This is a genomic window from Bradyrhizobium sp. 1(2017), from assembly GCF_011602485.2.
Taxonomy (GTDB): Bacteria; Pseudomonadota; Alphaproteobacteria; order Rhizobiales; family Xanthobacteraceae; genus Bradyrhizobium.
This window is the reverse complement of sequence record NZ_CP050022.2, coordinates 4854254-4874437: the sequence shown is the minus strand read 5'-3', so window position 1 is coordinate 4874437 and position 20184 is coordinate 4854254. Positions and strand designations below refer to the sequence as shown.

At 64.4% G+C, this 20184-nt stretch carries 22 protein-coding genes and 1 pseudogene; 14 read left to right on the top strand and 9 right to left on the bottom strand.

Annotation, left to right across the window (positions count from 1 at the left end):
• Positions 1 to 16: 16 nt before the first annotated feature.
• Entirely contained in the window at positions 17 to 1408 is a 1392-nt protein-coding gene (locus HAP40_RS23115; RefSeq protein WP_334270709.1) for a multicopper oxidase family protein, read from the top strand.
• 9 nt (positions 1409 to 1417) lie between these two features.
• On the opposite strand, the gene HAP40_RS23110 is transcribed toward HAP40_RS23115, so the two are convergent.
• Positions 1418 to 1720, bottom strand: a complete 303-nt coding sequence (locus HAP40_RS23110; RefSeq protein WP_166815556.1) for a PadR family transcriptional regulator — start codon at positions 1718 to 1720, stop codon at positions 1418 to 1420.
• Between the two features lie 115 nt (positions 1721 to 1835).
• Here HAP40_RS23110 and HAP40_RS23105 point away from each other — a divergent pair, with 115 nt between their 5' ends.
• Positions 1836 to 2045 (top strand): hypothetical protein, encoded by a 210-nt coding sequence (locus HAP40_RS23105; RefSeq protein ID WP_166815557.1) that lies wholly within the window; start codon positions 1836 to 1838, stop codon positions 2043 to 2045.
• 298 nt (positions 2046 to 2343) lie between these two features.
• Entirely contained in the window at positions 2344 to 2952 is a 609-nt protein-coding gene (locus HAP40_RS23100) for a cysteine hydrolase family protein (protein ID WP_166815558.1), read from the top strand.
• Between the two features lie 12 nt (positions 2953 to 2964).
• Here HAP40_RS23100 and HAP40_RS23095 read toward each other — a convergent pair whose 3' ends face one another.
• From HAP40_RS23095 to HAP40_RS23080, 4 genes are all read right to left on the bottom strand, one after another.
• On the bottom strand, positions 2965 to 4116 hold the full coding sequence (locus tag HAP40_RS23095; RefSeq protein WP_166815559.1) for a DUF305 domain-containing protein: 1152 nt from the start codon (positions 4114 to 4116) through the stop codon (positions 2965 to 2967).
• A 17-nt stretch (positions 4117 to 4133) separates the two neighbouring features.
• Positions 4134 to 4313 carry a CsbD family protein gene (locus tag HAP40_RS23090; RefSeq protein ID WP_166815560.1) on the bottom strand — a complete coding sequence of 60 codons (180 nt, stop codon included), beginning with the start codon at positions 4311 to 4313 and terminating at the stop codon, positions 4134 to 4136.
• A gap of 234 nt (positions 4314 to 4547) precedes the next feature.
• On the bottom strand, positions 4548 to 5117 hold the full coding sequence (locus tag HAP40_RS23085; protein WP_166815561.1) for a hypothetical protein: 570 nt from the start codon (positions 5115 to 5117) through the stop codon (positions 4548 to 4550).
• 15 nt (positions 5118 to 5132) lie between these two features.
• On the bottom strand, positions 5133 to 6308 hold the full coding sequence (locus HAP40_RS23080; RefSeq protein ID WP_166815562.1) for a zinc-dependent alcohol dehydrogenase: 1176 nt from the start codon (positions 6306 to 6308) through the stop codon (positions 5133 to 5135).
• Between the two features lie 162 nt (positions 6309 to 6470).
• Between HAP40_RS23080 and HAP40_RS23075 the strand changes: the two genes are divergently transcribed.
• Positions 6471 to 7253: an SDR family NAD(P)-dependent oxidoreductase gene (locus tag HAP40_RS23075; RefSeq protein WP_166815563.1), complete on the top strand. Its 783-nt coding sequence runs from the start codon at positions 6471 to 6473 to the stop codon at positions 7251 to 7253.
• A gap of 338 nt (positions 7254 to 7591) precedes the next feature.
• Here the strand turns inward: HAP40_RS23075 and HAP40_RS23070 are convergent, their stop codons facing one another.
• Positions 7592 to 7801 carry a hypothetical protein gene (locus HAP40_RS23070; protein WP_166815564.1) on the bottom strand — a complete coding sequence of 70 codons (210 nt, stop codon included), beginning with the start codon at positions 7799 to 7801 and terminating at the stop codon, positions 7592 to 7594.
• A gap of 52 nt (positions 7802 to 7853) precedes the next feature.
• Positions 7854 to 8258 carry a response regulator gene (locus HAP40_RS23065; RefSeq protein WP_166815565.1) on the bottom strand — a complete coding sequence of 135 codons (405 nt, stop codon included), beginning with the start codon at positions 8256 to 8258 and terminating at the stop codon, positions 7854 to 7856.
• Positions 8259 to 8343: 85 nt separating this feature from the next.
• Here HAP40_RS23065 and HAP40_RS23060 point away from each other — a divergent pair, with 85 nt between their 5' ends.
• From HAP40_RS23060 to HAP40_RS23040, 5 genes are read left to right on the top strand one after another with little or no spacing between them, the layout of a single operon-like run.
• Complete coding sequence (locus HAP40_RS23060; RefSeq protein ID WP_166815566.1) at positions 8344 to 9351, top strand: chemotaxis protein CheB; 1008 nt, start codon at positions 8344 to 8346, stop codon at positions 9349 to 9351.
• A 10-nt stretch (positions 9352 to 9361) separates the two neighbouring features.
• Positions 9362 to 9640 (top strand): hypothetical protein, encoded by a 279-nt coding sequence (locus tag HAP40_RS23055; RefSeq protein ID WP_166815567.1) that lies wholly within the window; start codon positions 9362 to 9364, stop codon positions 9638 to 9640.
• Between the two features lie 37 nt (positions 9641 to 9677).
• Positions 9678 to 9989: a hypothetical protein gene (locus HAP40_RS23050; protein WP_166815568.1), complete on the top strand. Its 312-nt coding sequence runs from the start codon at positions 9678 to 9680 to the stop codon at positions 9987 to 9989.
• Entirely contained in the window at positions 9982 to 13152 is a 3171-nt protein-coding gene (locus HAP40_RS23045) for a CheR family methyltransferase (protein WP_166815569.1), read from the top strand. The genes HAP40_RS23050 and HAP40_RS23045 overlap by 8 nt, the downstream gene beginning before the upstream one ends.
• Positions 13152 to 13901 (top strand): Crp/Fnr family transcriptional regulator, encoded by a 750-nt coding sequence (locus HAP40_RS23040; RefSeq protein WP_166815570.1) that lies wholly within the window; start codon positions 13152 to 13154, stop codon positions 13899 to 13901. Before HAP40_RS23045 ends, HAP40_RS23040 begins: the two co-directional genes overlap by 1 nt.
• A gap of 992 nt (positions 13902 to 14893) precedes the next feature.
• On the opposite strand, the gene HAP40_RS23035 is transcribed toward HAP40_RS23040, so the two are convergent.
• Positions 14894 to 15178, bottom strand: a complete 285-nt coding sequence (locus HAP40_RS23035; RefSeq protein ID WP_166815571.1) for a hypothetical protein — start codon at positions 15176 to 15178, stop codon at positions 14894 to 14896.
• Positions 15179 to 15508: 330 nt separating this feature from the next.
• Here HAP40_RS23035 and HAP40_RS23030 point away from each other — a divergent pair, with 330 nt between their 5' ends.
• From HAP40_RS23030 to HAP40_RS23020, 3 genes are all read left to right on the top strand, one after another.
• Positions 15509 to 15718 (top strand): hypothetical protein, encoded by a 210-nt coding sequence (locus HAP40_RS23030; protein WP_166815572.1) that lies wholly within the window; start codon positions 15509 to 15511, stop codon positions 15716 to 15718.
• Positions 15719 to 15726: 8 nt separating this feature from the next.
• Positions 15727 to 15918 (top strand): hypothetical protein, encoded by a 192-nt coding sequence (locus HAP40_RS23025; protein WP_246741357.1) that lies wholly within the window; start codon positions 15727 to 15729, stop codon positions 15916 to 15918.
• A 61-nt stretch (positions 15919 to 15979) separates the two neighbouring features.
• Positions 15980 to 17056, top strand: coding sequence for a flavodoxin family protein (locus tag HAP40_RS23020; RefSeq protein ID WP_166815574.1), 1077 nt, complete (start codon positions 15980 to 15982; stop codon positions 17054 to 17056).
• 62 nt (positions 17057 to 17118) lie between these two features.
• Here the strand turns inward: HAP40_RS23020 and HAP40_RS23015 are convergent.
• Positions 17119 to 18056, bottom strand: a pseudogene (locus HAP40_RS23015) (GlxA family transcriptional regulator).
• A gap of 89 nt (positions 18057 to 18145) precedes the next feature.
• Here HAP40_RS23015 and HAP40_RS23010 point away from each other — a divergent pair.
• The gene (locus HAP40_RS23010; RefSeq protein WP_166815575.1) at positions 18146 to 18832 is read left to right on the top strand and encodes a DJ-1/PfpI family protein; all 687 of its coding nucleotides are present in this window, start codon (positions 18146 to 18148) and stop codon (positions 18830 to 18832) included.
• Positions 18829 to 20157, top strand: coding sequence for an ABC transporter substrate-binding protein (locus HAP40_RS23005; RefSeq protein WP_246741329.1), 1329 nt, complete (start codon positions 18829 to 18831; stop codon positions 20155 to 20157). The genes HAP40_RS23010 and HAP40_RS23005 overlap by 4 nt, the downstream gene beginning before the upstream one ends.
• The last annotated feature ends 27 nt before the right edge of the window (positions 20158 to 20184 follow it).

The window sequence follows — 20184 nt, the reverse complement described above, 5'->3', positions numbered from 1 at the left end:
CATCCCTCGGAGACAGTTGCTTGTCAGCCGGCGAACCCTGCTTCGCGGCGCGCGGGCCGGTGCATTCTCGCTCGTGACCGCCAAGGCCCTCCCGCTCGTTCGCGCCCAAGCGTTGCCGAAGGAGAGGGCTGACTACAAGATCAGCATCGCGCCGATCTCGCTCGAGATCGCGCCCGGGAAGGTCATCAAGACCACCGCCTACAACGGCGTTGTTCCCGGGCCCGCGCTGCGGGTCAAGGAAGGCCAGCCGGTGCGGATCGAAGTCACCAACGCTTCCGGCTATCCCAATCTGGTTCACTCGCACGGCCTGATGATCCCTTCGCAGCAGGACGGAGCGACGGAAGAAGGCTCGCCGATCATCGAGCCCGGCAAATCATTGACCTACGAATACGTTGCGAAGCCGGCTGGGACCCGCTGGTATCACAGCCACGCGATGGCGATGACCGACCTCAACAAGAGCACCTATACCGGCGAGTTCGGATTCCTCATCGTGGAGCCCGCCGCCGGCAATCCCGGCGGCTACGACCGGGAGGTGCTGCTCGCCGCTCACCACTGGGACGGTCACTGGGTCAGCATGCAGGACATCAAGAAAGGCCCGCCGCCGGACAATGGACTGGAGGTCATGTATCACGCAGCAACCCTCGGCGATCGCATGCTTGGCCATGGAGAGCCGATCCGAGTGCGCGAAGGCGAGCGCGTGCTCTTCCGGGTGCTCAACGCCAGCGGCAATATGGGCATCTCGCTCGCGCTGCCGGGACATCGCTTCAAGGTGCTGTCACTCGACGGCAATCCGGTCCCGACCACCGCGACTGTCGATATCCTGAAACTCGACGTCGCCGAGCGCGCCGACGTGATCGTGGAGATGAACAATCCCGGAGTCTGGGTCTTCGGCTCGACGGCGGATGAGGACCGCAACATGGGAATGGGCGTGGTCGTCGAATACGCCGGCCGCAGCGGCGAGCCAACCTGGGCGCCGGCGAAATCCAATTGGGACTACACCGCGTTCGGGCGTCCCGATGTGCCGGCCGCCGCGCCTGACGAGACGATCGGGTTGAAGTTCGAGAAGATCCCTGGCGGCAGAGGCGGTTACAATCGCTGGACCATCAACGGAAAATCCTGGCCGGACACGAATCCGCTCTTCACCGTCCTCAGAGGCAAGCGGTACCGCCTGGTGCTGAACAACGACAGCGGCGACGAGCATCCCGTACACCTGCATCGCCATTCGTTCGAGATCACGAAGGTCGGCGACAAGCCGACGTCCGGGGTGATCAAAGACACGATCAGCTTGCCCAGATACTCGACGGCCGAGGTCGATTTCGTCGCCGACGACCCCGGACCGACCTTGTTTCACTGCCATCATCAAGACCACATGGACGAAGGCTTCGCCGGGCTGATCACATACGCATGATGCGATCGGCTATTTCTTTATGGCCTCGCCGGTGAACTCCATGACCCGCGACTTGGCCAACGCGAGTCCGCGCTTTCCGAGCGGCGTCGCCCGATAGAGGGTGCGCGCGGTTCGTCCGGGATGCTCCTTGCGCGACCGCAGATAGCCTTTCCGCTCCATGCCATGAAGCAGCGGGTAGAGCGTCCCGGGGCTGAGCTTGTAGCCGTGGCGAGCCAGCTCTTCGATCATCCACTGGCCGTAGATTTCATCTTCCGCGGCGTGGTGCAGAATGTGCAGCCTGATGAATCCCGTGAGCAAGTCCTTGTACTTCATGTCCTCTTTATCGGATTTCGTAAATGGAACGACGCTTGCGACGGTCCGTTAACTCGCCGTCCCGCCGGACGGTCCTGTGTCCGGCGGAACCATAATAGCAGTGAGGAGACGGACCATGGCAAGTGCGGCAGATCGCGATCCCCGGCACCATACGCAGAAGATGCAGAAGGCGCTTGCGGACATTCGGAATCATCTGCGCGAGGACGTCCAGAAGGTCGACGAACCGCAGCTGAAGGCGATGTTCGAGACGTCTGCCGAAGTCCTCAGCGGCCTTGAGAAGGCCTTCAAGGACTACGAACAGAAGAACGAGAAGGCCTGGCGATGATCGGCCGGCCCAGCGCCGAAGTTGCTCTCCGTGATGGCGACGGGCATTGTCGACCTGTTCGGCGACACCGCCATCGAGCACGGAATGCGGATCAAGTTTCCGATGTTGCTGATGTCGTCGCGTGAATTCCGGAACTGGGCCCCAGTATCTACCCCGCAGCCCGGGCTTCGTGTGACCGGACAGGGGGGCACAAGCCGAGGGCAGGAACCAAAGCCTCTGCGTTCGCATTGCAGCCGCTGAGCTCGCCGCGAAGATGCCGGCTGACGGCGTGCGGCCAAGCGCCTGACGGTGGAGGACGATGAGGGACAGTCGCTCGGAAATCGCCGAGATCAGGAATGCGGTTCATCTCTGCATCGACATGCAGAACATTTTTGCTCCCGGCGGACTCTGGGCGACGCCCTGGATGGAGCGGGTGCTGCCGACGATCGCCTCGATCGTATCCCGCCATCCGGCCAGGACGATTTTCACGCGCTTCGTCACGCCGCAGGATCCGGAGGACCGTCCGGGCCAGTGGCAGGGCTATTTCCATCGCTGGCGCCAGGCGACCCGCAGGCATCTTCCGCCATCCGGCCTCGAGCTCGTGCCGGCCCTGGCCGGGTTCGTTCCGCCGGCCGCCATCATCGACAAGCCGGCCTATTCCGCGTTCAGCAATCCCGGTCTCGGCAGCCTGCTGATCGAGAAGAACGTCGGCACTGTGGTGATCACGGGTGCAGAGACCGATGTCTGTGTGCTGTCGACGGTCCTGAGCGCGGTCGATCTCGGCTTCAGGATCGTCATCGTCGAGGACGCGCTGTGCAGCTCGTCCGATGTGGGGCACGATGCGCTCATGACGATGTACCGCACCCGCTTTCACGGACAGGTCGACCTCGCGACCGCCGAGGAGCTGACAGAGTTCTGGCGGGAGTAGGCGGCCGGCTCGTCAGTTGACGTTGTCGTTCAGCATGTTGCGGATCGCCATGGCCACCGCGGCAACACCGCTGGTGCCTTGCATCAGCGCGATCTCGCCCTGCTGCTCATGACGGATGGCGTGAGCCATGATGCGCAGGCGCGGATCGCCACGGCTGTGCCACATGCCGTCGGCCATCTTGACCGCGCCTCTGTGATGCCTGCTCATCGCGTCGACGAAGACCGCGTCGAACCGCTCCGATGCGACGGTCCTGATCTGCCGCATCTCGGCCGGCGTCAGCATGCCCGGCATGGCCGCGCGTTCCTCGCTGCTGCAATCCGGCATCTCGGTGTCGAACCAGCTCAGCCACCAATTCTCGAAAATGCGGTTCTCGCCGGTCTGGCTGGCGATCATCAGCATGGCGAGCTTTCGCAGATGCGGATCCTGTGCGCGCTCCGCACCAATGCGCGCCAGCTCGATGCCCTGAACGTGATGCGCGGTCATATGGCGAATGTAGGTCTGGTCCGCATCCCTGTCGTGGCCCACCCACCGTGGTTCATAACCGTGGCGGCCGATCAGCGCGATCGTTCCGATCAGCGCGATCGCGGCGAATGCGCCGGTGGTCCAGGCATTGGTGAAACGAACGTCACGCGCCGGTGCCGCGCCGCTCTTCCAGCGCAGCCGCGCGAACAGCGGATACATCATGGCGGACGAGGCGTGCACGAGCAGCCCGATCCAGTAAGGCTGCTGCAAGGTGAACAGCGGTTGCCAGAACGGAAACAGCGGCACCAGCACGAACCATTCCATGCTCGAGGTGAACACGGCCCAGGGCAAGGCGAGCAGCAGGATCGTCAGCGGCCGCAAATCGGCGGTCCAGCGCCCGAGCACGCCGAAGAAGACCAGCGCCCAGGAAAAATCGGCCCATTGGTGGAAGGCGATCCCGGCAAGGACCGCGCTCCACGACGGCTCGGCGCTGATGGCCCAATCGCCCGCGGGAATGGCGGCAACCGTCATCCAGTCGACCGCAGCATCGCGGCCAATGCGCGCGGCGAAGAGCTGGCTGAGGATTGTGGAGAAAGTGCTGCTGATCAGGCCGAGCGCAGCCGCAGCAACCCAGCGCGAGCGTCGCAGGGGCTTCGCCGTCGAGGCGCCTGCGACGATGTGCGCGCCTGCATCGGCAAGCATTGCTCGCGCGCCGTCGTTCACGTGAGCTGGTTGAGCTTCTTCAGCGGGTTGCGATCGCTCGGCTTGTCCTGTTCCTCCCGGCCGCGCTCCGCCTCGGCCTTGCCGGCTTCGTGCAGGCCCTGGTCGCCGATGATCTCGCCGACGGCTTGCTTTGCCTTGCCGACGATCCGCCGCTGTAGTCCCTTCGTCTTGCCCATGGTCGTCTCCATGCCGACGCTTCGCCCCGACGCCTGAAGGGGGCGAGCGCCGGGGCGCGGTTTCGTTGATGAGACTCCTTCGCGCGCGGATGGTTCCTTGGGGTGATTAGCGGCAATCCAGCGCGATGGTCACGCCTTTCATTGCCTCGCAGCAGGAGGGAGGAGGCGTCGGGCAGGCAGCGTCATCAGCGCGAAACAGCGCCAGGCCCGAGCGCTCGCCACCATGCCGCTGCGTCACGGGACTCGGTGCTCGTCGCCTTGCTTCACCTCGTTGCTCCCGGCGTGAGCTGCGATCTGCCTGGCCGCGGTCCGGGCGCTCTCGATGCCCTTTGGGAAACCGCTACGGTTTGGATAGAGCTTGCGACGGGCCTCGCCCGGCGGCCGCCGCGGCTTCGTGTCCTGCGCGGCGCGATAGTCGAGCATGGCGATGCCCCCGACCATCAGGAGCGCCAGCGCGATATTGCCCTTCTTGGGATTGTCGGCCGTCAGTCCCGACAGCAGGGCCGCGGCATCGAGGCCGTCGCCGCCGACGCGCGCCCACAGGCCGGCGTTCTTGTCGACCGAGAGCGACATGACCCCGGCAAGGATCTCCCGCAAACCAAATGCACGGACCAGCGTCTCGCGGCCTTCCATGCCCAGCGTCTCGGTGACGCGCCGCGGCGTAAACAACTCGACAACGCCCAGACCAACGCTGAACCAGCCGAGCGCACGCGCGAGCTGGTCTTCGGGGCGCTTCAGGCTCGGCCCGCCCGCGATGATTTTCGGATCGCCCTTGGTGCGCACGATGTTGGAGACATGAAACATGGATGACTTGCTCCTTCAGGGCCTCAGCACGACCTTGACGCAGGAATCGCGCTTGTCGCGAAACACCTGGTACATCTCGGGTCCCTGCTCGAGCGGGACGGTGTGGGTGATGACGAAGGACGGATCGATCTCGCCTTCCTCGATGCGGCGGAGCAGATCGTCGGTCCAGCGGTTGACGTGGGTCTGGCCGGTGCGCATCGTCAGGCCCTTGTTCATGAAGGCGCCCATTGGGAGCATGTCGGAGAGGCCGCTATAGACGCCGGGCACCGAGATGATGCCGCCGGGCCGGCAGACATAGATCATCTCGCGCAGCACATGCGGCCGGTCGCTTTCCAGCATCACCATCTGCTTGGCGCGGTCGAGCAGGGTGTCGGGCAGCGACGCCATCACGTGCGATTCCATGCCGACGCAGTCGATGCACTTCTCCGGGCCCTTGCCGTCGGTCAGCTCCTTCAGCCGCTCGAGCACGCTCTCGGTCTCGAAATTGATCGTGGTGGCGCCGCCGGCTTCCGCCATGCTGAGCCGCTCGGGCAGGCAGTCGATCGCGATCACCTGGTTGGCGCCGAGCAGGATGGCGCTGCGGATCGCCATCTGCCCCACGGGCCCGCAGCCCCAGATCGCGACCGTGTCGGTCGGCTCGATGTCGCATTGCACGGCGGCCTGCCAGCCGGTCGGGAAGATGTCGCTGAGGAACAGCAATTGCTCGTCGGGGATGCCGGGGGGAACCTTGATGTGCGTGGCATCGGCATAGGGCACGCGCAGATACTCGGCCTGTCCGCCGGGATAGCCGCCGGTCAGATGGGTGTAGCCGAACAGGCCCGCGGTCGCATGTCCGAATGCCTTGTCGGCGAGATGCCGCTTGCGGTTGGTCGTTTCGCAGACCGAGAAATTGCCGCGCTTGCACTGGTCGCACTCGCCGCAAATGATGGTGAAGGGCACGACGATGCGGTCGCCCTTCTTCAGCTTGCCGTCGACCCCGGAGCCGACCTCGACCACTTCGCCCATGGTCTCGTGGCCCATGATGTCACCTGGCAGCATGCCCGGGATGAAGTTATGGAAGAGGTGTAAATCGGATCCGCAGATGGCGCAGCTCGTGACCTTGATGATGGCATCGCGCGCGTCCTGGATTTCAGGATCGGTGACGGTGTCGCACCGGATGTCCTCCTTGCCGTGCCAAACCAGCGCCTTCATCGTTCGTCCTCCGGACCCAACCACGTGGCATCCAAGTCCAGGAATGAACGATGGTTGCTATCCCCGGACGCAAATTCTTCGCATCGCACCGCTCCTCGCAAATAGGAACGGGAGAGCGGGGGAATGATTGGGCGTGATCATCCCAACCTCGAGGATACGGCCATGCCCGCAAATCAACTCGCCGTCGTCACCGGTGCCTCCACCGGTATCGGCCTGGAGCTCGCCAGGCGCTGCGCACAGGCGGGTTTCAACCTCGTCATCGCGGCCGACGAGCCGGCGATCGCGAGGGTTGCCGTCGATTTGCGCCGGCTCGGCGTCAATGTGGAGCCGGTCGAGGCCGACCTGTCCACCACTGAAGGCGTCGACAAGCTGTGCGCCGCGGTCGGTGACCGGCCGATCGATGCTCTGCTGGCCAATGCGGGCATCGGGCTCGGCAAGGCCTTCCTCGATCAGGATTTCCAGCGCGTCAGGCACCTCGTCGACACCAACATCACCGGCACGCTCTACCTGATCCACCGCGCCGGCAACGAAATGCTCCGCCGCAACTCGGGGCGCATCCTGATCACGGGCTCGATCGCCGGCTTCACGCCCGGCAGCTTCCAGGCCGTCTACAACGCCTCGAAGGCGTTCCTGGATTCGTTCTCGTTCGCGCTGCGCGAAGAGCTGCGCGACAGCGCCGTCACCGTCACCTGCCTGATGCCAGGCGCCACCGAGACCGAGTTCTTCCGCCGCGCCGGTATGATGGACACCAAGGTCGGCACCGAGCCGAAGGATGGCGCCTACGACGTCGCCAAGGCCGGCTTCGATGCGATGCTGCGCGGAGAGGCCGACGTCGTCACCGGGCTGAAGAACAAGATCCAGACCACGGTCGCGAACGTCACGCCGAACGAGATGCTGGCGAGGCAGCATCGCAAGATGGCCGAGCCCGGCACGGCAAAGACGTGAGCGCTGCGGCTTCGCAACCTCCGAGCTGCGCGGCCGTCTGCCAGATATTTCCGACCAAGCGGCGGTCGATTCACATAGCCTAATGCGCGGAGCTTCCGGAGTGCTCACACTGTGTGGGCTGGAAAGGGGGCTACGACGGCGATGGACCGCATCGAACAGGCTTTTGTCGCGACCGCGATCACGGGATTCGTGGTGATGATGGTGGCAATCGTCTGGATGATGGTGACCTGACGCGGGGAGGCTTGCAATATTGCGCGTCGTGCTGCCTTACGCCGCGGTTGTCCTTTGCCTGGCGGTGACCGCTTGGCTTGCTATTGCACATCTGTTCTGATTGTCGATCAGTTGTGGGCCTGCAATTCAGTATCCGGGCCGGCTCTCTCGTTGCTCCGGCGCGGCGGCCTGCGACGTTCCTGCTCCAGCTCATCGCGCAGGCGCTGCAGGCTCACGAGGTGATCGCTGCTGCGCAGCAGCGCCAATGCATCTCGAACCAGCTCCCGCGAATGCCTCAGCATTTGCGCGTCGAGGGTGGAATTCGGTGAATAGATCATCGAACCTCCTTTGGTTGTCCAGGGAGCACTCGGGAATACGCCTCGTTGCGTTTCAAATCCCGCGATCGGCGATGAGCCCGGCCAGCTTCTGTGCCATCGCCGCAAGATCGATCGGTTTCTCCAGGACCAGCACGTCCTGGAATTCCGGACCGACACTGATCTTGTCGTATCCCGTGGTGAACACGAAGGGCACGTTGCGCGCCTTCAGCTCGCGCGCAACCGGAAAGATCATGTCGCTGCGAAGGTTCACGTCGAGCACGGCGGCATCCAGGACGCTGCCATCGTGCAGGATCTTGAATGCGTCCTCGATGTGTCCGACCGGACCTGCGATCTCTGCGCCGAGCGCGCGGAAGGTCGTGTCGATGTCGTCGGCGAGGAAATACTCGTCCTCGACGACGAAAATGCGCCGCCCGGTCAGTTGGACGGACGGACGTGACAGCGCGGGCGATACCGCCATGGTGCCTCCAGCGTGCCCGCCGAACGATAGGAACATAAGGCGGAGGGCCGCCTTGGTGCTAACGACGCAAGCGAAGGTGGGTTCCATGAGCAACCGCGACATCATCGTCATCGGGGGCTCGGCCGGTGCCACTCAGCCCTTGAAGCAGATTCTGGGCGGTCTACCAGCGGATTTGCCTGCGGCCATATTCATCGTTCTGCACATTCCCGCGCAGGGGATCGGCATTCTCTCGACGGTTGCCAGCAGTGCCGGCCCGCTCCCGGTCCGGCAGGCTGAAAACGGCATGAAAATCGAGCCGGGCCGGGTCTATCTGGCCGCGCCGGACCACCATCTGTTGCTGGCTGAAGATCGCGTCTTCCTCGGGCGCGGCCCGCGCGAGAACATGGTCCGGCCAGCGATCGATGCCTTGTTCCGCTCGGCGGCCCTTCATCATGGGCCGCGCGTGATCGGGGTGCTGCTCAGCGGCTTGTTGTCCGACGGCGCGGCCGGCCTCAATGCCATTAAGCGCTGCGGCGGGATGACCGTGGTCCAGGACCCCACGGAAGCCATTTCCGACGAGATGCCGCGGCGGGCGATGGAGGCGACCACCATCGACCTCTGCGTTCGCGGCGCCTCGATCGGCGACGTCCTGTCCGAGCTCGTCAGGGAGCAGGCCGGAGCCGTTCTGCCGATCCCGCCCGAGATCAGGCTCGAGGTCGAAATTGCGGCCGGCGACCGGATCGGAAGCGATAAACTCGTCTCGATGGCCGATCCCGTCGCGCTGACTTGTCCCGGGTGCGGAGGCGTCATGTCCCAGGTCAAGGAATCGCGCCCGCTGCGCTTCCGCTGTCAGGTTGGACACGCCTACACGGCGGATGCGCTCGCCAAGGAGCAGGAAGGGCGGGTGGATGAAGCCTTGCGGGTCGCGCTGCGCATCATCGAGGAGCGGGCCGAGCTGGTGCATCGCATGGCCAGCGATGGCCGGCGCAGCGGCCGGGCTGCTGTCGCCGAGATGTACGAGGCGCGGGCGGCCGAGTACCGCGAATATGCCGACATGATCCGGCGCGTCGTGCTACAGTCGCTCGACCCTCCGGTTCGCAAGCGGGAGGATTGAAGGCTCTGCCATGGCCATCTCCCTTGCCGAACGGACCGAGCAGCTCAATACCGAGCAGCGCCTGCTGGTGAAGGCGGATCAGGATATCGAGGAGGGCTGGCAGCGCATCCGCAATCAGGAAGATCGCGTGCGGGAGCTCATGGCGGGCGGCCACGACACGCGCCAGGCGGAACGGCTGGTCGACCTGCTCAAGCAGACCCTGGTCGAATGGGAGCGCCACCGCGTCCTGATCGAGCAGCGGATCATGTATCTTCGGCAGGAGGTTGAGCCGGGAGAACCGGGCGGCTGACCGGCCGCCTGAACTCGGCGCCAAGTTCGAACATGTGATGGAGCTGCTGCTCCACGCTGCGGCGCCAGCGGTCGTTCTCGTCGAGCAGCCGGCGGGCGGTCGCGGTGGCTCCCTCGGCCCGCCTGATCAGGGCCGCGAATTCTTCGGACATCTGCATCACGGGTTCCTGCGCTACCGGCCGAATATGGACCTTCCGGTCGTGGCTGACAACGGCGAGGCCGGATGCCGAAAGTCGCATCGCGACGCTTTTGTCTTTGATCTGTTGGGGTATTATCGATTTCTGCTATCTGCAGGGATCGGGCGCTCGTTGTCCCGGCCAGCGAACGAAAGCTACCAGAGCCATGCATGAAGTCGGCGACCAGCCGGTCGATGGAGAGCGCCAGATCAAGGCCCCGCTGATCATTGGTGTCGGCGCCTCACCCGGTGCGCTGGAAAGCATCGAACGCTTCTTCGCCAAGCTGACCCTCGGGGCTGATCAGGCCATCGTGCTGGCGCTTCAATATCATGAGGCGTTCGACGAGCCGCGGCTGCGCGGCATCGTGCAGGGGTCCAATGGTGGTAAGGTCGCCGATATCAGGGATGGTCATGCGATCGAAGGCGGCACGATCTATCTGTGCCCGCCTGCGATGATCACCACGATTCATGGCGACCGGTTCGCGATCCGCAAGGCCGAGCAGGCGCCCGGCGAGCGCGCCACCATCGACAGCTTCCTGGTGTCGCTGGCCGAAGAACGCGCCGAGCAATCCATCGGTGTCATCCTTGCCGGCACCGGCGGTGACGGCACGCTCGGTACCGCGACGCTGAAGGACCACGGCGGCCTCGCCATCGCCGAAAAGCTCGCCAGCGAGGAAGAGACCGAGCATCTGATCGACGGCAACACCCCCGCCGCCATCGCCGACTATGTGCTGCCGCCGGAGGACATCCCGGAGCATATCCAGGTCTATGCCCGCCATCTCAGGCGCCTGGAGGAGAAGCAGGGCTTTGACGAGGTGCTGGCCGCGGCCGCGACCTCGCTGTCGCGCATCGCCGACATCCTGCGCAACAAAACCGGCAACGATTTCCACGGCTACAAGCAGAACACCTTCCTGCGCCGCGTGCAACGGCGCATGCAGGTGATCCAGATCGACGAAATTCCGGCCTATGTCGATTTCCTGCGGAACGACAAGGACGAAGCGCAGCATCTCTTCAACGATCTCCTGATCGGCGTCACCGAGTTTTTCCGTGACAAGCGCGAATTCGATGTGTTGGAGACGCAGATCGTCCCGAAGATCTTCGAGAACAGGGGCGCCGGCCAGCAGGTGCGCGTCTGGGTGCTCGGCTGCGCCACCGGCGAGGAGGCGTATTCGATCGGCATTCTCCTGCGCGAGCACATGGCGCGGATGGACTCCCCGCCGCAGGTGCAGATCTTCGCCACCGACATCGACGGCCGAGCGCTGGCGACCGCGCGCGTCGGCCGCTATCGCACCAGCATCGAGGCCGACATGACCGGCGAGCGCCTGGCGCGCTGGTTCGTGCGGGAAGGCGACACCTATTGCGTGGTGAAGGAGCTGCGCGAGATGTGCATCTTCTCGCAGCACAACGTCATCAAGGACGCGCCGTTCTCCAAGCTCGACCTCGTCTCCTGCCGAAACCTGCTCATCTACCTCAATGCCGAATTGCAGAACCGGGTGATCCCGCTGTTCCATTTCGCGCTGCTGCAGGAGCGCTATCTGTTCCTCGGCAATTCCGAGAACGTGACGCGGCACCCGAAACTGTTCGCGCCGGTCGACCGTCGCGCCCGCATCTTCAAGAAGCTCGAGACCGGAACGCGCCTGCCGCCGGAGTTTCCGATCACGACCTCGGCGGGCAGGGCTCCTGTGGAGGTGCCGCCGGTGCGCTCCTTCGGTCCCGACGTCGGACTGGAGCGCCGCGCCCAGCGCATCGCCGAGCGATATGCGCCGGCCTATGTCATCACCGACGACAATTTCCAGATCCTGCATTTCTCCGGGAGGACGGGCCGCTACATCGAGCCCACGGCGGGCACGGCCACGCTCGACCTGCTTCAGCTCGTGCACCGCGATCTCAGGCTCGAATTGCGCACCGCGCTCAGCCGCGCCGCGGAAACCAACGAGCCTGCCCACGCAGAGCAGGTCCAGCTCGGGGTGAACGGCCACCGTATCCTCGTCGACATCACTGTCGAGCCGATCCAGGAAGGCGCCGGCGGCCACCGCAATTTCGTCGTTCTGTTCAAGGATGGGCCGGTTCGGGCGATCGAGGCCGATCAAGGCAATCCCAACGCGCTGGTGCGCACCGAGCACGTCGAGCGTCTCGAAAGCGAGCTGCGCGCCACGCGCGAGCGCCTCCAGGCGACCATCGAGGAGCTCGAGAGCACCAATGAGGAGCTGAAATCCTCCAACGAGGAATATCAGTCGCTGAACGAGGAACTGCAATCCGCCAACGAGGAGCTCGAGACCTCGCGCGAGGAATTGCAGTCGGTCAACGAGGAGCTGACCACCGTCAACGGTGAGCTGGCGCATCGCGTCCAGGAACTGACGCGCGCCACCAGCGATCTCAAGAACTTCCTCGAGAGCACGCAGATCGCCACGGTGTTCCTCGACAATGATTTGCGCGTGATGAATTTCACACCGGCGATCACGCAGGTCCTGCACCTCGTCGAGACCGATACGGGTCGCCCCATTGCCCATATCAAGGCACGCATCCCGATCGAGGAGCTCTATGACGACGTTCGCCGCGTGCTGCGCACGCTTGCGAGCGCCGAGCGAGAGCTGAGCGCGCCGGACAGCGGCACGCGCTACATCGTGCGCATCCTGCCCTATCGCAGCATCGACAATTTCATCGCCGGCGTCGTCATTACCTTCATCGACGTCACCGCGATCACCCGCGCCGAGGAGCGGCAGCGCCTGCTGCTGGCTGAACTCCAGCATCGCGTCCGCAACACGCTCGGCGTTGTCAGGTCGATCGCCCGCCGTTCGGCGGAAACGAGCTCCACCGTCGAGGAATACGCCGCTCATCTCGACGGCCGGCTCAACGCCTTCGCCCGCACCCAGGCCCTGGTGACCCGCGATCCCGAAGGCGGCGTCGATCTCGAATATCTCGTGGTCGAGGAGCTCCTGGCCTACAACGCCCGCGAAGGCGAGCAGATGCGGGTTTCCGGCCCCAAAGTGCGCTTCCAGCCCAAGGCTGCCGAGACCTTCGCGCTCGCGATCCATGAGCTCGCGACCAATGCGCTGAAATACGGCGCCTTGAGTCAACCGAGCGGGCGCATCGATATCTCCTGGCGCCTCGACGAGAGCACGGACCCTTCGGGGCTGGTGTTCGAATGGCGCGAGCGGGGCGGGCCACAGGTCAAGCCGCCGCCGCGAAAGGGCTTTGGCACGGAGCTTCTGGAGCGTACGCTGGCGTTCGAGTTCAAGGGGCAGACCACGTTGGCATTCAGCCCTGCGGGGCTGCAATGTACGATCGTCATCCCCTTGGGTAAGCGTACGTTCCACACGCCGATGGTGGCTGACTGATGTCGTTGTCGCTGACGGACCGCAGCCTGGTCGAACCCGTCGTTCGCCGGCTGAACCTGCTGAGGCCTTTTCCGGCCACGGCCGGTGCATCACTCGAATTTGCCGTGCTTGAAGGTCTGCAGCGAGCGGGTCCAGGCGAGGACCTGATCACGGAGGGGGATCCGGTCGACAGTGTCCGCATCGTGCTGTCGGGCTGGCTCTGCCGTTACAAGACGCTCGAGGACGGCCGGCGCCAGATCGTCAATTTCATCTTTCCGGGGGAAAGCTGCGACGCGCATGCGTTTCTGCTCCCGGTGATGGATCATTCCATCGCGACGCTGACGCCGGCAGTCTACGCCGAGATCAAGCGCGCGCGCTTCGAGAGCCTCATGGCGGCCGACCGCTCGCTTGCGGAAGCGTTCTGGTGCGAGAGCTTGGTCAACAACGCCATCCAGCGCGAATGGGCCATCAATCTCGGCCGCCGCACAGCTCTGGAGCGCGTCGCACATCTGTTCTGCGAGATCTTCGAACGGCTTCGCCCGGTCGGAATGGTCGATGGCAATTCCTGCACCATGCCGATTACGCAGATGGATCTCGCCGATGCCACCGGGCTGTCGGTGGTCCATCTCAATCGCACCGTTCAAGAGCTGCGCGGAACCGGTCTCATCGTGCTGCGGGAGCGGACGCTGACCATCCCCGATCTCGATGCACTCAGGGACGCAGCGCTGTACTCATCGAGCTATCTGCAACTCTATCGGCGTGGCGCTTGACGCGATCGGCACGGTCGGACGAGGAGGAGTCGTCATCCGCAATATTTCCTCTCTGCTCGTGACGCTCGCCGAAGCAGAGCCCGGAGGCTTCCGGGTTCTATTGCCCTTAAGGCATGATCCGGAAAAGTGCGAAGCGGTTTTCCGGAAAGATCATGCGTAACCGGGTATTCCCGCCAGTAGCTCGAATTTGTGAGTGGTTGATTGCGGTGCTTTGGTCTATTTTGCCGATATCGCTGGCCGGGGCTCTGCCTCGTAGGTGCCGGTGACTGAGAGACCGGTCGCGCTCCCGCTTGTACGAGGGAGACACAGCATGCGCCGATGCGATTTGTTGACGGAAATTCGGGAGTTTCGCGCTCAAGCAGTCGAATTACGGGAGTGCAGGACGCTCGCCGAAGAGGCACTGAGGTTGTCCTATCAGACACTTCGGCTAGAGATGCCCGATACGTTTCTCGGCCGGTCGAGGTTCGCGTCAGCAGAAGAGAGCCTCAAGGCTCCCCCCCCCGATCGGGCATGTCCTGAGGATACCGTGGCTTGTCCGAAGCAGGCAGGAAGCGAAAGCCCCTAAACATTCGGTCGATCGCCTCCGCAGTATAGTTCCGCCAAGCGAGATTGACTTCCGCAAGCCGCTTCGCCTCCGCTATCGCGGCTTCGGCGCGGGCCAGGAGCGCTCTCGTTTCATCGACCATGCAGCACAATGACGACTGGTGAAGAGTGGTTCCGCTTCCTGCGTCAAGCCGCGGTCGAGAACGACTATATTGCTGGCGTTTCCGCAGATGAGCGAGTGGTTGCGGTCGCCGGACCTGCAGCCTCCGGACCAGAGCCGCTGCCTCCCGGCTTGTGGTGTGAATGAAGCATGCATCAGGCTGCACGCGCCGGGAACGGGTCAGATGTCGGCGCGTACCGATGCGCTGATGTCGTGGGCAGAAACCGGAAAAATGAGCGCCACGTCCATCGTCCCCGTTGTGTCCGGTTGTCACCCGGCGGTGCAAGGATCAACGCCGCTTCGCCGCTTTGGTTCGCCGGTTGTAGGGCGAGCGGTTGGCCGGCCGCAGTGAAATTCCTTCGCGCTGCGCCTTGCTGCGAATGGCCGCGACCGGGCGCTGAAGCTTGATGCTCATCACGCCGGTCGGCGTGTTTCCCTTCGCGAGCTGTTTCAGCTTGCTCACATCCGCAGGCGTCCAGGGCTGCCGCACGCGGCGCTTGTACGCGGGATTGGCCTTGCGCGGTCCCTTGCGGCCGATCGGTGAACCCGGCCGCTTCCATGCTGCTTTCGCCATGATGATCCTCCTTCAAGTCGTTCTCGCAAGTCGTTCTCGCAAGCTGTTCTCGCAAGTCGTTCTTGAACCTGCGAATCAGCATTTCGGTTCCGGCGCAGTCGGCGAAGATGGCAGCGCGTCTGTCCCGAACGCAAAATCACGCCGCGTTAACTTATTGAAATGATGGAACCGCAAGTTGCGGCCGAAGCTGCGAACGCTGCCGGACCGGGCCGCCCCGACCAGGCAGCGGCTTGACTGACATGCGACGTGACTAACTAGCGCTCGGGCCCCGGTGCCATCCTCCCGCCGGGGCCCAGCCTTCTTCCATCTCAAATCCACCGTGAAAGACCAATGACCGCCAAACGTAACCGCAGGAAACAGACCCAGTCGCTCCAGGAGCGGCTCGCGACGTTCGCCGAAAATGCCCGCGATCGCGCGCTGTCCTTGCCGCCCGGCAAGGAGCGCGAGATGCTGCTGCGACGCGCCAAGCAGAACGAAGTGACATCGAACCTGACTGACTGGCTGAGCGCACCCGTCTACCCGAGACGAGGAGAATCATAGTGCGGAACATGAAGCATTACCGCGCATTCCAGATCGATCCGGATGGCCAGGTGTTCGGATGCACCAATCTCGTCTGCGACAATGACGAGCAGGCCAAGCGCGAGGCCGCGGCGCTCGTGCAGATGCGCCGCATCGAGCTGTGGCGGCTTGGCCAGCGCATCGCGCGCTTCGACGCGCCGCAGGACGCCGTTCGCCAATAGGCATTGGGAACCGCGCGCAGCGCCCCGGGTTGGTCGGATGACGACTTCGCCAGGAGCCAGCATGACGGAAGCCGACGTTCGCAAGGGGATGCCGCCCGTCAAGCTGTCGCGCGACGAGTTCGAACGGCGTTACAAGAGCCAGTTCGTCGATCCCGCCTTTGCGCCGTTGCAACGCGAGCTCGACGCCATCGTGGGCGCCGCCTGGGACGCCTACAGCCATTCGCGCAAGGCGCCGCGGACGCGAAAGGCGGGCGCGGGCTTTTCCGACCCGGACTACGACATCGCCGTCGACTGGCTCGATGCGCGCGCCGCCGTGCTGGCGGCGCAGCGGCGGCACGACGATGCCGACGAGATTCCGCGCATTCTCATCATCAACGGCTCGGCCCGCAGCGAGCACACCTGTCCTGGCGAAATGTCCAAGACCTGGCGCCTCGTCAAGCTGGCCGAGCCGGTCTTTGCCGAGATGGGCTTTGCCGTCGACATTCTCGATCTGTCGCGGCTCGCCTCGGAGTTCGGCAAGACCATCTATCCCTGCAAATCCTGCGTCGGGACCGCGATGCCGCTCTGCCATTGGCCATGCAGCTGCTACCCGAACTATTCGCTGGGACAGACCGGCGATTGGATGAACGAGATCTACCCGCTATGGGTCGCCGCCCATGGCATCCTGATCGTGACGCCCGTGAACTGGTATCACGTGCCGTCGGGCCTCAAGGCGATGATAGACCGCATGGTCTGCGCCGACGGCGGCAATCCCGATCCGACCTCGACGCACGGCAAGAAGGCCACGGAAGCCAAGGCGATGGAGCTGAAAGGCTGGTCCTATCCGCGCCATCTCGCCGGCCGGCATTTCGGCGTCGTCGTTCACGGCGATGCTGTCGGCGCCGAGGGCGTGCGGCGCGCCTTGTCCGATTGGCTCACCGACATGCAGCTGATCTCGGCCGGGCGCTTCGGCGAGCTCGACGGCTATGTCGGCTATATGGAGCCATACGCCACCTCGCACCGCGCGCTCGATGAAGACGACGAATTCCAGGAGGAGGTGGTGAACGCGGCGCGCGCGCTCGGCAACGCGGTTCGGCTGGCGCGGAGCGGGCGCCTCGAGGAGCCCGGCGCCGGACTTGCAGACCCAAACCCGAAATGACCGCGCGCGGCGTGATTGCCTGATCGCTGGCGGCGGCCCTTAAGCTCGGTCTTTCGCGCCTCTCATGCAATTCGCGCCGAACGCCGCAGCGATTGCGGCGGCTGACCGAATGCGCGGATGAAGGCCCTGCGCATCCGCTCGGGATCGCGAAAGCCGGTGGATTGCGCAACGCGCTCGATCGCTTCGCCGGAGGATTGCACCCGCTCGCGCGCGACCTCGACCCGCAAACGCTCGACGGCCTTGGTCGGCGTGGATCCGGTTTCGGCGATGAAGGAGCGGACGAAATGCCGTGAGCTCAGACCCGCGCGCTCGGCAAGCGCCTCGACCGTGAGCGGCGCATCCAGATTCTCGCGGACCCATGACAGCAGGCCGCCGAAGCGGCCGTTCGGCGTCTTCAGTTCGAGCAGGCTCGAGAACTGCGATTGGCCGCCGCTGCGGCGATGGTAGAGCACCAGTTGCCTGGCGGTCGCTTGCGAAATGTCCTCGCCATGGTCTTCCGCGATCATGGCGAGCGCCAGATCGATGCCGGCGGTGATACCGGCCGACGTCCATACGCCGCCGTCGCGCGTGAAGATCTGGTCCGGCTCGAGCCTGACCCTGGGATAGCGTCCGATGAAGTCGCGGGTGCACGACCAGTGCGTGGTTGCGCAGCGTCCGTCGAGGACGCCGGCCTCCGCGAGCAGATAGGCCCCGGAGCAAACGCTGGCCATGCGCACGCCGCGCCGCGCCAGTCTCTGGATGAAGGCGATCGTGGTCTTGCAGCGCGCCGCATCTTCGACACCTCGCCACCGGCCACGAAGAGCGTCGTGACGGAGCTTGCCGATCGCAGGCTGCGCGCCAGCATCTCGGTGCCCGACGAGCTGCGCACGGCGCCGGCCTTCGCCGCGACGGTGATCACGCGCGGCGCATGCGGCGTGTGGCGTCTTGCGATCTCGAACACCGAGATCGGTCCGGCCGCATCCAGCAACTGGAATTCCGGAAAGATCAGGAAGCCGATCATGGCATGTCCAAAAATGAGGGAATTAAGCCGTTTCGACCCCAAGGCCATCATGGCAGGCTTGCATCGTCAAGCGCGATGTCGAGGTGACTATGTCGGGTCCGTTGCAGATCGGTCTTCTGGTTTTTCCTCGCGTCACGCAACTCGATCTCACCGGTCCGGCACAGGTCTTCTCCAGCCTGCCTGACGTCGCGGTCCATCTGATCTGGAAACGCATCGAGCCGGTGCCGAGCGATTCCGTAATTGCGCTGACGCCGACCGTCACCTTCACCGATTGTCCGCAGCTCGACGTGATCTGCGTTCCCGGCGGCTATGGCACCGACGAGCTGATGCTGGACGCGGAGGTGCTGACGTTTCTGCGGCGGCAGGCACGCGCCGCGCAATATGTCACGTCGGTCTGCACCGGTTCGCTCGTGCTCGGCGCGGCCGGTCTGTTGAAGGGATATCGCGCCGCCACGCATTGGACCGCGGTCGACGCCTTGCCGTTCTTCGGCGCCGAGGTGTCGCGGGAGAGGGTCTGCGTCGATCGCAACCGCATGACGGGCGGCGGCATCACCGCCGGCATCGACTTTGCACTGACGCTGGTCTCGATGTTGAGAGGCCGCGCGGCTGCGGAGATGATCCAGCTGCGCATGGAATACAATCCTGCGCCGCCATTCGAGGCCGGCTCACCGGACACGGCACCGGCCGCGGTCGTCGCGGCCATGAAGGAGCGGGTTGCACCAGCGCAGGCACGCCGGCTGGAGTTCGTCAGGCAGGCCGTGCAGCAGCAGGGATGATCATCGCCGATATCGGTCGCGATGCCAGTGAGGAGGGGAAGATGGCGGGGCAGGGGATTGGGGCGTTGCGGTCATGGCACGTCCGGCATTGCCGGTCGGCTTTCGGTCTCGTCCTGGCATTGGGCCTTGTGGCGCTGGGCCTTGTGGCATTCGCCCAACCGGGCCTCGCCGCCGACGTCTCCGGTGGCGTGATCAGGATCGGCATCGTCAACGACCAGGCGGGACCCTTGTCGGACCTTGCCGGACCCGGCTCCGTCGTCGCCGCGAAGATGGCGGTCGAGGATTTCCAGAAGGCCGCGCCGGGGCTGAAGGTCGACATCGTCGTTGCCGACCATCAGAACAAGCCCGACATCGGCGCCCAGATCGTCCGCAAATGGTTCGACGTGGATGGCGTCGACATGGTGGCCGACGTCGGAAACTCCGCCGTCGCGCTCGCCATCCAGTCGATCGCACGCGACAAGAACAAGATCGTGATCTATTCGGCCGTCGGCACCACCGATATCGGCGGCAAGCAATGCTCGCGCACCGGCCTGATGTGGCTGCACGACAATTACAATCTGGTCGCCGGCTCGGTCCGCAAGCTGGTGTCGCAAGGCTACGACAGCTGGTTCTTCATCGCGTCCGACTATGCATTCGGCCGCAACATGGTGGACGTCTCCCAGCGCGTGCTGGCGGAGACGGGCGCCAAATCGCTCGGCGCGGTCTTTCACCCCTTGGGAAATTCCGACTACAGCTCGTTTCTGCTCCAAGCCCAGGCCTCGAAGGCGAAGGTGGTCGCGTTCGCCAATGCCGGCGAGCAACTCGTGACCTCCATGAAGCAATGGAACGAATTCGGCATGAATACGGGGCCTCAGAAGGCCGTTGCCGAACTCATGTTCCTGACCGATGTCCACGCCATGGGCGCCGAAACCGCCAAGGGCCTGACGACGGTCACCGCCTGGTACTGGGCTCTGAACGAGCAGACGCGAGCCTTCGGCCAGAGGTTCTACAAGCGTCACAACGCGATGCCGACCGCGCCGCAGGCCGCGGTCTACTCCGCCGTGCTGCAATATCTGCGGGCTGCCGCCGCGGCCGGAACGGATGAGACCAATGCGGTCCTCGACAAGATGCGGTCAATGCCCGTGGACGATTTCTATGCGCCGGGAGCGCGGCTGCGCGCAGACAACAAGCTGGTGCACGATTTCTATCTCGTCGAGGTCAAGAAGCCGTCGGACGTGAAGGCGCCCTGGGACTACTACAATGTGGTCGAGACGATCCCTGCGGCGGATGCCTATGTTCCGCTGAGCCAGAGTGAATGTCCGCTGCTCAGGACCTCGCAAAACTAGCGCGTCGATCCACGCCACGCCTTGCGA